The following is a 12221-nucleotide window of genomic DNA, read 5'->3' as shown; positions in this document are numbered from 1 at the left end:
TTACCTCCGTAAGCGGAGTGCAAAGGTAGAAATCTTTTCGGCTTCCGCAAAATATTTCTGAAAATATTTTGAAGTTTTTTTCCCCTGGACCCATCCCGCCAAAATCCCCACAAAAACTCCCTCAAAGTATCCCTACAAGCTTTTCAACCATCGTCCCTTACCTCCGTAAGCGGAGTGCAAAAGTAGAAATCTTTTCCCGGTTTGCAAACTTTGAACAAACCTTTTCCAAAGACAAAAACATAACTACATAACTATCAGGGAGAAAAATTTTGAAATTTATTTATATTCAGTTAACACAGTCTTAACTTAAGGTCTAAAAACCCAATTTACGAGCAATATTTTAAAGTATTTTTTTCATTTTAATCTTAGAAATGGTTGATAAAAATATCAAATAACGGTATTAAAGAGTTAAAACTATATCATCTTAATCACTTTTACTCCATTTTTTGAGCTCAGATATTTACAAAAGTCATTTTACTAAATAAATTAGCATTATATTTGCGTATAATGAAACCTCAGCAACAGCCTCCTTTATTTGCCATTGTAGATATTGAGACCACCGGAAGCTATGCTTCTGCAAACGGTATTACTGAAATTGCTATTTATATATATGATGGCAACAAGATCATAGATGAGTACCAAACCTTAATTAATCCTCAGCAACCTATTCCTTATTATATAGAAACGTTAACGGGCATCCATAATGACATGGTACAGAACGCACCTGTTTTTGAAGATGTAGCTTATATTATATATGAGAAATTAAAAGATAAGGTATTTGTAGCCCATAATGTAAATTTCGACTACAACTTTGTTTCTCATCAACTCAAAACTGCTGGTTTTGATTTTAAAGCACCTAAGTTATGTACTGTGAGATTAGCCCGGAAATATCTACCCGGATTTGCTTCTTATAGTTTAGGTAAATTGTGCGATCATTTAGGCATTAATATTACAAGCCGTCACCGTGCTGCTGGCGATGCCAGAGCAACTGTAACTTTATTTGAACAAATTATAAAGAAAAGCGGTTTTGACGCACTCTTATCTTCTGGCAAACTTAAGGTAAAAGAGCAACGCTTTCCATCTCATGTTAACAGCGAAGACCTTAAGCTGCCAGACAGACCTGGTGTTTATTTTTTCAGAGATAAAGCAGGTAAACTTATTTATGTAGGCAAAGCAACCAATATCAGAAAACGGGTTAACAGTCATTTTATTGGAGAAAATCTCTCTGCCCGGCGGCAAAAGTTTATTGATGAGATATTTCATATTGATTTTGAAGAAACAGGCACCGAATTAATGGCTCTACTTAAAGAGTGTCATTATATTAAACAGCACTGGCCTACTTACAATAATGCGTTAAAAAAGTATGAACCCAAGTTTGGCCTTATTGATTATATAGACAACAGAGGTCTATTGAGGCTTTGTATTATAAAAATGAAAAAGGGTTTAACGGCACTAAGGTATTTTCAGAACGTATATGAAAGCACAGCCTATTTACTTAAACTTATCCATGAGTTTGACCTGAGTTTTTCGCTATGTAGTTTTTATGCTGAAAGTCCGGCACGGGAGGATCAGAAAAAAGTCTTAACAGAAATTGATTTCGATGGTTACAATGAAAAAGTAACCCAAGCAGTAGAATTTATTAAAAACGACACTGAAAGTTTTGTACTTGTAGATAGCGGAAGAAACCCGGAAGAATACAGTTATATATATTATAGGAATAACAGCGTATATGCTTTAGGTTTCACGGAAAAAGATAATTCTTTTAACAGCACAGAAGACCTGGTTAAAAATGAAGATCTATGCCACAGTAATTATTATATGTGTAATCTGGTAAAAAACTATGCGTTAAAATTCCCTTATAAAGTAAAGGACATTACAATTTAATTGTTTATTTCGTTTTTAGGGGTTTAATAGAATTAATTACAAAAGTGTATTTTCCCAAATCGTATCCTCTAAAATCGGCTACCTGAATATACTTTACATCAGCTCTTTTTCCTTGACGTTGTAAACTGGCCTGTATAGTATAATGTTGCCCTTTTTCTAGTTGTTTAGCCTGATTATCTGAAATAATGCCATTTATTGTGATTTGTATGTAATTAAGTAAGCTGTTTAATGGTCTTGTTGTATCGCTGTACCCTGTAAAAACAGCTATTTTAACGGGCTGTCCGCTTTCTACCGTATCTTTTAACGTCTCTACCTGCAAAGGCATGTTCTGTAAAAAATCAGGTTCGTTACTCCAATGGATCACTTCCCGTTGAAATTTATCGGTAGTTTCGGGGTTAGCTTCATTATTCTCTACCCAGTTTTTATGCTGGTTAATAAATTCGCTCAATTTTTTTTCTATTACAACATTTGATTTTAACTCTTCAGTTTGCTTTTGATCTCCACTGCAAGAAAATAAAAACATTAATAAAATTAATCCAAAAGAAACTCTCATAATTATTGTAATAAAGGTTGTACGGACTAAAATAAGATTTATTTTAGAATTTATTCTTAGCAGCATAAAAAAAGCCATCTGGATTTAATCCCTATGGCTTTTTCATATTTCAAATTAATTATTATAAAGCTGCTAAGCTTTCTTTTATCGTAGCAATTTTCGATTCTGCATCTGCTTTCTTGTTGCGTTCATTTTCCACAATGTCTGCTTTTGCATTCTGTACAAATCTTTCGTTATTTAATTTAGCATCTACAGATTTTAAGAAACCTTCTAAGTATTCAAGTTCTTTAGTTAAACGTTCTTTTTCTGCTTCAATATCTATGTTCTGTGCTAAAGGAATAAAGAACTCGTCTTTACCCACCAAAAAGTTAGCTGCTCCTGCTACTTTTTCAGTAACAAAAATAATTTCATTAATATTAGCCAGTTTACTGATTACATTTAGCCATTTACTGTAATCTGTGCCAGATTGTACATTTATATTTAAGCCGAGTGCTTCTTTGGGTGAAATCTGACGTATATTTCTTACATTCCTGATTTCAGAAACCAATGTTTTTATCAATTCGGCTTCTTTGAGTAATTCTTCATGAACAGAACCAATAACCGGGTACTGTGCCACAATACAGCATTCTTTTTCGTTACGTGCACCAAACAATTCATCGTGATACAATTCTTCTGTAATAAAAGGCATGAACGGATGTAATAAACGTAAAATCTGTTCAAAGAATTGAATAGTGGCTTTTCTTGTTTCTGCATCAACCGGTTGTTGGTATGCAGGTTTTACCATTTCAAGATACCACGAACAGAAATCATCCCATACCAGTTTATAGCTGGCTGTTAAGGCTTCTGATAAACGATATTGTTTAAAGTTATGTTCAATTTCAGTTAAGGCTTCATTAAAGCGACTTTCAAACCAGGCTATAGTTTGTACATTCGGGTTTTCTAAATTGCGATCAACTTCCCAGCCTTTAACTAAACGGAAAGCATTCCAAACTTTATTGGCAAAGTTTCTTCCTTGTTCACAATAGGCTTCATCAAACATCAAATCGTTACCTGCAGGCGATGACATTAACATCCCTACCCTAACTCCATCAGCACCGTACTGCTCAATTAAACCAATAGGATCTGGTGAGTTACCTAATGATTTAGACATCTTACGTCCTATCTTATCCCTTACAATACCTGTTAGATATACATTGGTAAATGGCTTTTTACCCATAAACTCGTGCCCGGCCATAATCATACGCGCCACCCAAAAAAACAGAATTTCAGGAGCAGTAACCAAATCATTGGTAGGATAATAATAATTGATGTCCGGATTATCTGGGTTTTTAAATCCATCAAATACCGAGATAGGCCATAACCATGAGGAGAACCAGGTATCCATTACATCATCGTCCTGACGTATGTCGTTAGCTGAAAAACTTAATTCAGTACCATTGGCCTGTCTTTTAAATTCTTCATAAGCTTCTTCTCTAGTCTTTGCAACTACCCACTCATCTTTAGGATTATACCAGGCCGGAATACGCTGTCCCCACCATAACTGGCGTGAAATATTCCAGTCTCTTACATTTTCCATCCAATGACGATAAGTATTGATAAACTTATCGGGAATCAATTTTACTTCTCCGTTTACCACCGAATCCAAAGCTGGTTGAGCCAGCTCTTTCATCTTAACGAACCATTGCAACGAAACTTTAGGTTCTATAACCGCATCAGTACGTTCAGAAAAGCCTACCTGCGATTTATAGTCTTCTACTTTTTCAAGATTACCAGCTTCTTCCAGCATCTTGGCAATTTTTTTACGGGCAATAAAACGGTCTTCGCCAATTAAAATTTCGGCTTTCTCATTCAATTTACCGTCATCATCTAAAATATCTAAAAACGGGGTAAGATTATACTTAATACCCAGTTCATAATCATTAATATCATGAGCTGGAGTAACTTTTAAACAACCTGTACCAAATTCCATATCCACATACTCATCGGCCATGATTTCAATTTCACGACCAATTAAAGGAATGGTTACTTTTTTACCCAACAGATCTTTGAAACGCTCATCGGCGGGGTTCACAAAAACAGCTGCATCAGCCATGATGGTTTCAGGCCTTGTAGTGGCAATGGTTACATATTTATCGGTACTGCCTGTTACAAAATATTTAATATAGTATAGTTTTTGGTTAACTTCTTTACGAATTACCTCTTCATCAGAGATAGAAGTTTTTCCAAGTGGATCCCAGTTTACCATACGGTAACCTCGGTAAATCCAACCTTTTTTATATAAATGGATAAAACAATCTATAACCGCTTCAGAAAGATCATCTTCCATGGTAAAACGAGTACGGTCCCAATCACAGCTGGCACCTAGTTTTTTTAACTGCTCAAGGATAATGCCTCCGTATTTTTCTTTCCATTCCCAGGCATGTTCTAAAAATTTCTCGCGGCTTAAATCGGCTTTATTAATACCCTGCTCTTTAAGCATAGCAACCACTTTAGCTTCTGTTGCAATAGAAGCATGGTCAGTTCCAGGTACCCAACAGGCATTTTTACCTTGCATACGAGCTTTTCTAATCAATACATCCTGTATGGTATTGTTAAGCATATGCCCCATGTGCAATACGCCCGTAACATTTGGCGGAGGTATTACAATAGTGTAAGGTTCACGTTCATCGGGTTCTGAATGAAAAAATTTATGCTCTAACCAGTAGCTATACCACTTTTCTTCGGTTTCTTTAGGATTGTATTTTGTAGCTATACTCATGTAATAAGGTATTCAAATCTTTGCAAAAGTACGTTTTTAGGCACATATTTTAAAGGGTATGGAACCGAGAAAAGTTTACCTTTACAGTTGTAACCAATTAGCTTATGAGAATAGTTAGCCAAAGCAATTTAAGCAACACAGAGAAAAAACAGGTTTTAAACTTATGGAACAATGAGTATCCCGAGAAACTTGCTTATGAGCATATGGAAGCTTTTCAAGAATATCTAAATCATTTAAGCGATCAAAACCACTATCTCTTAAAAGATGATACAGGCAACATACAAGGCTGGGGATTCACTTTTAAGAGATCAGATGAGAAATGGTTTGCGATCATTATTTCTGAGCAACTTCAGGGAAAAAGAATCGGCAGTGAAATGTTGAGTCGTCTAAAACAGGAAGAAAACGAATTAAATGGATGGGTAATAGATCATCACAACGACAAAAAATCAAATGGTAATCTCTACAGGTCACCTATCGCATTTTATCTGAAAAACGGATTTGAGATTATTTCAGCAACAAGGCTCGAACTTGTAACACTTTCAGCAGTAAAAATAAGATGGATAAGACAACACTAGCAAAGCAGAAATATAAAGAATGAAATAAAGTTGATTACCACGTAACACTGAAAATTGACCTGGCGAAATGAAAAAAGGAGATCAGCTTCAACTTTAAGGAAAATCCGTTTTTGAGTTTTCTGTAAATGATAAATATTATCAAACTGACAGATATAGGTTAGCATTAACAAGCATTTTGTAAATTGGATTCTGAAGCTAAGAATCCATAGTCTAAATGGTATCCGCTTAAACAGTCTTTTGGTCTATTAACCTGTAAACAAAACGTTAAAAAAATCAAAACACGCTTGTTTTCTTTGATTCGTAGGTAAAACCATCTAATTTAGACTCTTTAAAAGAACATGCAGAGATGAGCGATTTTAATGATTTTAATAATCAGCAAGTAGCTAAATTGCCTAAACATTTAAGGCAGTTTATTGTAGATCAGAATTATGAAAAATACACGCCAATTGACCAAGCTGTTTGGCGTTATGTAATGCGTCAAAACTACAGTTATTTAAAGCATGTGGCTTATTATCCTTACATCAAAGGCTTGCAACGGGCAGGGTTAAGTATTGAATATATCCCTGACTTGCAAACCATGAATGATAATTTAGGTAAAATTGGCTGGGGCGCAGTTACGGTCGATGGTTTCATCCCTCCCGCAGCATTTATGGAATATCAGGCTTACAGGGTACTGGTAATTGCTGCAGATATTCGCCAGATCAATCATATCGAATACACGCCTGCTCCGGATATTATACATGAAAGCGCAGGGCACGCACCTATTATTGCCGATACCGATTACAATAACTATCTAAGTTATTTTGGTTCCATCGGTGCTAAAGCTATGTTTTCCAGCAAGGATTTTGAACTTTACGAAACAATCAGGAAGTTATCTATCTTAAAGGAAGCACCTGATGCCGATGAAGCCGAAATTGCCAAAACAGAAAAAGAACTGAAGTTCATTTCCGAAAATATGGGAGAGCCTTCTGAAATGGCTTTATTAAGCCGTTTACACTGGTGGACAGTAGAATACGGGCTGATCGGCACTTTAGAAGATCCTAAAATTTACGGAGCCGGGTTACTTTCTTCTATCGGAGAAAGCGCAAGTTGCATGGATCCTAAAGTTAAAAAGATCTGGTATGATATAAATACCGTAAATTATGCTTACGATATCACCAAAGAACAACCACAATTGTTTGTAACCCCTACGTTTCAGAACTTGATCGATGTACTGGAACAGTTTGCCGATACAATGGCCTTCAGACGTGGAGGTAGCGAAAGTATTTTAAAAGCCATTGAATGTAAAAACCCCGGTACGGCTGTTTACAGCTCGGGCTTACAGGTTACGGGTATATTTACTGATTTAGGCTTAGATGAGAAAAACGAATTAACCTTCATTAAAACAACAGGGCCTTCTGCGCTTGCTTTTGGTAATAAAGAACTTTCTGGACATGGAAAGACTTATCACCTTGATGGTTTTTCTTCACCTGTGGGTAAACTGAAAAATGTGCAAAAAGCACTTGAAGATCATAACATAAATGAATTAGCAGAATTAGGTATTGTTAAAGATCAGGTTTGTGAGCTTGTTTTTGAAAGTGGAATCAGAGTTAAAGGCGCATTAAGCGCAATGCTTTTCAAAGAAAATAAATTGATTCTCCTCACTTTTGAAAACTGCGAAGTGAAAGAAGAAAATGGCAATATCCTGTTCCAACCTGAATGGGGTGTTTATGATATGGCCGTTGGCGAAAAAATCATATCTGTATTTAATGGTGCTGCCGATAAAGATGCTTACGAGGAGATTACACACATCAGCAATCAGTTTACCCATAAAATTACTTATGATGAGGCTACTAAACGCTTACATTTATTGTATCAGCAGGTAAGAGATATTCGTGAAAGCGGAAAAGGTAATGAAAATCTGGTCAATATTTTTAATGAGCTAAAAACCGCATACAGGCACGACTGGCTATGCGCTATGCAGGTATTAGAAATTCTACACGACAGGAAATTTGATCCATCATTAGAAAAAGAAGTGAAGATTTACCTGGAAATGAAAGCGGCAACCGAAAAAGAATTGGCCAAATTAATCAATGATGGTTTCCATGTCATCAAAAATCCGGTTACGCAATTAATTACAGTTGAAGATTAATGAAATAACTATACCTCAATAGAGAAAGTGAAATCATTCGCTATAGGCTGTCAGCAATTTTTTATAAAAAATTACAGCTATTAAATAAAAAGGGGCGAAATCTAAAATTCGCCCCTTTTCTTTTATAAATGTTTAGTTATTCTTTTTCACATACTTGGTTAAAATCACAATCATCTGGTCGTTTATTTTACCTTCAATCTGTTCAATATTATCCTGTACTAGTCTTATACGTTTAACTACGGTTCCTTTAGGCGCACTGAAATTGGTTCCTTTTACATCCAAAGCCTGGGTTAAAACTACGGTATCTCCGCTTTCCAGTACATTACCAAATGCATCTTTATGTACTTCTGCAGTTTCTAAACCATTCAATGCCCACTGCACAGTGTCTTCATCTAAATCTACCATGCTCAATACATTTTCAGCCCAGTCTTCGCTTTTATAAGTATGTAGCAAACGATAGCTTAAAGCCTGTACACTTGGCTCAGGACTCCAGATACTACCTTCTAAACAACGCCAGTAGTAGCCTTTATCATTTCCTTCCATATTAGCCATACATTCATTACATATCGCCACCTGATTGTCTATACTGTCGTCCTTTTTCGGGCTTATCGTATAAGCAATTGTCGCTTCATTTTTACTACATAACTCACATAAACCTCCGCTGCGCTCTTGTAATTTGCTTACCATGTTCTCTGAATTTGATTTTGCGCAAAGGTAAGTTTTACAGCTATGCTTTCAAAACAGCCACCTCAAATATGGGAGTGGCAGATTTATCTTATCTTTGTAGCCATACTGATATTAAGAACCAGCGGATAAATTCGCTCTGTTCTTTTCCTCTAAGTTATTTAACATGAATATTATTATTACGGGAGCCAGTAGCGGCATTGGCTTTGAAGCTGCACTTGAATTTACTTTAGACCCCAAAAACACTGTTTTGTGTATTGCCCGTTCGGCTGATAAATTAAGAAAACTGCATGAAATAGCTACAAGTATTACCCCTGACTGTAAATTATTACCCGTTGCTTTTGATACTGTAAGAGACGATTACAATGCCTTAATTCCTTTCATCAAAGAAAAATTAGGTAAGATTGATATCCTGATTAACAATGCCGGAGCTTTAGTAAATAAACCATTTTTAGAAACTACTGAAAATGATCTGGCCGATATGCTCGAAACCAATGTAATGAGCCATTTTAAAATGATCAAATACACAGTACCTTTTATGGAAAAAGGAAGCCACATTGTAAATATTGGCAGCATGGGCGGTTTTCAGGGCAGTGTTAAATTTGCAGGTCTATCTGCCTATTCGGCCAGCAAAGGCGCATTACATACTCTAACAGAATGCCTGGCGCAAGAACTGGTAGATACAGGTATAAAAATCAATTGTCTGGCTTTAGGTTCTGCGCAAACCGAAATGTTAGAAGCTGCTTTTCCAGGGTACGAAAGTCCGGTAATGGCTTTTGAGATGGGAAAATACATTGCTGATTTCGCTAAAACAGGTCATAAATTTTTCAACGGTAAAATATTGCCCGTAGCAGTTACTACCCCTTAAAAACATGTAAAAATCCAAACTAAAGCAATAGTTTTCAACAATTTAAGCTTTTTTTGTTTTGTTTATTTAATTTGCGAACATGAAGAACACCCTTGTAATTATCTTCTTTTTAATGACTGTAAGCTTAAGCAGTTTTGCACAGCAGCAAAAGACAGAAAAATTAGAAAAAGAGAAAGAAGTTTCTTTACCACAACAATATCGCGAAATCGTAACCGGTATTTTAAGTAAAATACCTGATGCTGCATCTTCTAAAGTAAGTCAGATGATGGATTTTGCAAAATCTCTGTTAGGTACCCGTTACAGGTATGCATCAAGCAACCCTGAAAAAGGTTTCGATTGTTCGGGTTTTGTTACTTATGTGTTAAAGCAGTTTGGCTTTAGTGGTGCACGTTCATCGGTTGATTATGCCGCGAAAGGTAAGACCATAAAATTAGCAGATGCCAAAGTTGGCGATGTACTGGTATTTACAGGCAGCAATGCAAAAATCAGAAGGCCTGGCCATGTAGGGATTATTTATTCTATTGATCAGGATGGTAATATTAAATTTATACACTCTTCATCAGGCAAGGCCAAAGGTGTAACTATTACCGATTTAGAAGGTTATTACAAAACCCGTTTAATGAAAGCCGTAACAGTGGTAGAATAATCGCTAAAAAAGACCATAAAAAGCCCGGTAATTTTAAACAAATTACCGGGCTTTAATTTTTATCACAATTGAGGTTTATAGTAAAACTACTTTCAATGCATCAACCACATTACCTTCTTTTAAGAATAATTTAGCCAACTCGTGCAGCTCTCTTTCCCTGTTACTTTCATCGCCAATGGTTGCATCTAAAATATCTTTAACATTAACTTGGTAACGAATGGCTTCTATTTCTTCTGCGGTCGGTAAATGTTCTACATTGCCTAGCATACCCAGATCATTTCCGCTAAGCACTTTTGAATTACGTACGTTATGCGGTAACTTGTCTATGCCTATACCTAAAGTAGCCAAAGGTTTAGCCACTTTAAACAGGCTTTCTGCCGTAACACGGCAATACCAGTCGCCACCCAAACGTGCTACCAAATCTATTTTCTGCTGGTCTATTTTTCCATCAGCATCCAATATTTCTTCTTTGATATGAATACGTTTGATTTCGGCAATAACAAGATTACCTGCGCCATTCTGTTCACCCAAAGCAATTACATCATTAATTACGCATTCTAATTGAACAGGTGCTTCCGCTACCCTTGGTGGTTTAACTAAATCCGACTTCAGCATGGTAAAACCAGCTTTCTCAAATTCGTTTATGCCTTTAGCATATTCAGTACTAGCCAAACTGGTTTGTTGTACCATTGCATAATTAACAATATTAATTACACATTCTTTAACGGCTAAAACATTTTCGAGCGTATGTTTGGTAGTATTATCTCTAACTCTTCTTGCTGGCGAAAACACACATACCGGTGGATTTGAACCCATTAAATTAAAAAAACTGAAAGGGCTCAAGTTAACATTACCTACTGTATCTATGGTACTGGCAAAACAAATAGGCCTCGGTGCAATGGCATATTGCAAATAATTCTGCAATTGTACAGGACTCAGATCTTTACAATCAAGACTTAGCATTTTATTTCTTTTTAAGCGCCAGGATAGAGAAATCTGTTTCTTCTTTGGTAATTATGTTGGTTAAACAACCTAAACCGGTAATTTCCATTTCCACATTATCGCCCGGTTGCAACCATTGTACTTGATAATCAGGATTATTTAATAAACCTGTACCATTCAATTCTAAAAAGCAGCCTGTTCCTACTGTACCAGAACCTATTACATCTCCTGGTAAAATATCCACACCATAAGCGCAGCGCTCAATAATCTCTGCGAATGTCCAGTCCATATCGGCCATATTGCCTGCAGAAACCTCTACACCGTTAACACGACAAGTCATTTTCAAGTTATAGTTATTACCTACATGCCCTTCTTTAGCTGGTACTTTATATGCCTCTAATTCATCAGGTGTAACCAGCCATGGCCCAATTACGGTACTGAAATCTTTACCTTTGGCCGGTCCTAGATTAAGCAGCATTTCTTCCATTTGCAAGGTACGTGCACTCATATCGTTCATGATCATATATCCGGCAATATACTCATCTGCTTCGGCTGCTTTGATGTTTCTACCTTTTTTACCGATCACTACCGCTACTTCCAATTCAAAATCCAGTTTCTGGAAATGATCAGGCATACACAGAATTTCTCCCGGCCCTTGTATAGCATTGTGATTGGTAAAATAGAAAATAGGGTACTGATCAAACTCCGCAATCATATCAACCTTACGGTTACGGCGGGCTGCTGCCACATGCTGACGAAAAGCGTAACCATCTCTGCATGAAGTTGGATGTGGTACAGGTGCTAATATCTCATAAAATATCTCTTCTTTAGGACTGATTTTTCCCGAAAGAATATCTTCATTTACCTGCTTGGCTATTTCCATTAACGGTTCGCCACCTTGCAAAAAAGCGTTCATATCATTTGGGATAAGCTTATTGCATGAGTTTAAATTATAGATATGTCCGTTTGCATAAATTCCTAAAAGCTCTTTATCATCGGTTTTATAAGATACCAGTTTCATAATCTAATATTTGATTTTTTCCGTTTCAAAGCTATGAAAAATTAATTAAGCCCTGTAAAATGATGTTCAAAATATTATATTTGGATTGTACCGATAAAAAGAGTTAAATTTGTAAAACACCAGATATGAGTTTAGTTCTAACATACCGTAACCATGATG

The 12221-nt window shown here is 36.2% G+C and carries 10 protein-coding genes; 5 read left to right on the top strand and 5 right to left on the bottom strand.

What is annotated here, in order from left to right; translation table 11 throughout:
• Positions 1-507: 507 nt before the first annotated feature.
• Positions 508-1884 carry an exonuclease domain-containing protein gene (locus tag ACLHG9_RS02685; protein WP_410219975.1) on the top strand — a complete coding sequence of 459 codons (1377 nt, stop codon included), beginning with the start codon at positions 508-510 and terminating at the stop codon, positions 1882-1884.
• Positions 1885-1888: 4 nt separating this feature from the next.
• Here the strand turns inward: ACLHG9_RS02685 and ACLHG9_RS02680 are convergent, their stop codons facing one another.
• Positions 1889-2437 (bottom strand): hypothetical protein, encoded by a 549-nt coding sequence (locus ACLHG9_RS02680; protein WP_410219974.1) that lies wholly within the window; start codon positions 2435-2437, stop codon positions 1889-1891.
• 121 nt (positions 2438-2558) lie between these two features.
• Positions 2559-5195, bottom strand: a complete 2637-nt coding sequence (locus ACLHG9_RS02675; RefSeq protein WP_410219973.1) for a valine--tRNA ligase — start codon at positions 5193-5195, stop codon at positions 2559-2561.
• Positions 5196-5299: 104 nt separating this feature from the next.
• Here ACLHG9_RS02675 and ACLHG9_RS02670 point away from each other — a divergent pair, with 104 nt between their 5' ends.
• Positions 5300-5770: a GNAT family N-acetyltransferase gene (locus ACLHG9_RS02670; RefSeq protein WP_410219972.1), complete on the top strand. Its 471-nt coding sequence runs from the start codon at positions 5300-5302 to the stop codon at positions 5768-5770.
• A 346-nt stretch (positions 5771-6116) separates the two neighbouring features.
• On the top strand, positions 6117-7901 hold the full coding sequence (locus ACLHG9_RS02665; protein WP_410219971.1) for an aromatic amino acid hydroxylase: 1785 nt from the start codon (positions 6117-6119) through the stop codon (positions 7899-7901).
• A gap of 132 nt (positions 7902-8033) precedes the next feature.
• On the opposite strand, the gene ACLHG9_RS02660 is transcribed toward ACLHG9_RS02665, so the two are convergent.
• A complete protein-coding gene (locus tag ACLHG9_RS02660) occupies positions 8034-8588 on the bottom strand; it encodes a PhnA domain-containing protein (RefSeq protein ID WP_410219970.1) in 555 nt (184 codons plus the stop codon).
• A gap of 163 nt (positions 8589-8751) precedes the next feature.
• Between ACLHG9_RS02660 and ACLHG9_RS02655 the strand changes: the two genes are divergently transcribed.
• Together ACLHG9_RS02655 and ACLHG9_RS02650 are read left to right on the top strand one after the other, a co-directional pair.
• Positions 8752-9453 carry an SDR family oxidoreductase gene (locus tag ACLHG9_RS02655; RefSeq protein ID WP_410219969.1) on the top strand — a complete coding sequence of 234 codons (702 nt, stop codon included), beginning with the start codon at positions 8752-8754 and terminating at the stop codon, positions 9451-9453.
• A gap of 79 nt (positions 9454-9532) precedes the next feature.
• Complete coding sequence (locus ACLHG9_RS02650) at positions 9533-10099, top strand: C40 family peptidase (RefSeq protein WP_410219968.1); 567 nt, start codon at positions 9533-9535, stop codon at positions 10097-10099.
• Between the two features lie 75 nt (positions 10100-10174).
• Here ACLHG9_RS02650 and ACLHG9_RS02645 read toward each other — a convergent pair whose 3' ends face one another.
• A complete protein-coding gene (locus tag ACLHG9_RS02645) occupies positions 10175-11062 on the bottom strand; it encodes a flavin reductase family protein (protein WP_410219967.1) in 888 nt (295 codons plus the stop codon).
• 1 nt (position 11063) lies between these two features.
• Complete coding sequence (locus ACLHG9_RS02640; protein ID WP_410219966.1) at positions 11064-12062, bottom strand: fumarylacetoacetate hydrolase family protein; 999 nt, start codon at positions 12060-12062, stop codon at positions 11064-11066.
• Between the last annotated feature and the right edge of the window lie 159 nt (positions 12063-12221).

It is taken from the genome of Pedobacter sp., from assembly GCF_046462515.1.
Taxonomy (GTDB): Bacteria; Bacteroidota; Bacteroidia; order Sphingobacteriales; family Sphingobacteriaceae; genus Pedobacter.
Note: the sequence above shows the minus strand (reverse complement) of the source record. Positions and strands in the feature narration are given on the sequence as shown.

Coding starts and splice junctions, on each gene's coding strand:
- ACLHG9_RS02685 (WP_410219975.1), top strand. CDS start 508: ATGAAACCTCAGCAACAGCCTCCTTTATTTGCCATTGTAGATATTGAG.
- ACLHG9_RS02680 (WP_410219974.1), bottom strand. CDS start 2,437: ATGAGAGTTTCTTTTGGATTAATTTTATTAATGTTTTTATTTTCTTGC.
- ACLHG9_RS02675 (WP_410219973.1), bottom strand. CDS start 5,195: ATGAGTATAGCTACAAAATACAATCCTAAAGAAACCGAAGAAAAGTGG.
- ACLHG9_RS02670 (WP_410219972.1), top strand. CDS start 5,300: ATGAGAATAGTTAGCCAAAGCAATTTAAGCAACACAGAGAAAAAACAG.
- ACLHG9_RS02665 (WP_410219971.1), top strand. CDS start 6,117: ATGAGCGATTTTAATGATTTTAATAATCAGCAAGTAGCTAAATTGCCT.
- ACLHG9_RS02660 (WP_410219970.1), bottom strand. CDS start 8,588: ATGGTAAGCAAATTACAAGAGCGCAGCGGAGGTTTATGTGAGTTATGT.
- ACLHG9_RS02655 (WP_410219969.1), top strand. CDS start 8,752: ATGAATATTATTATTACGGGAGCCAGTAGCGGCATTGGCTTTGAAGCT.
- ACLHG9_RS02650 (WP_410219968.1), top strand. CDS start 9,533: ATGAAGAACACCCTTGTAATTATCTTCTTTTTAATGACTGTAAGCTTA.
- ACLHG9_RS02645 (WP_410219967.1), bottom strand. CDS start 11,062: ATGCTAAGTCTTGATTGTAAAGATCTGAGTCCTGTACAATTGCAGAAT.
- ACLHG9_RS02640 (WP_410219966.1), bottom strand. CDS start 12,062: ATGAAACTGGTATCTTATAAAACCGATGATAAAGAGCTTTTAGGAATT.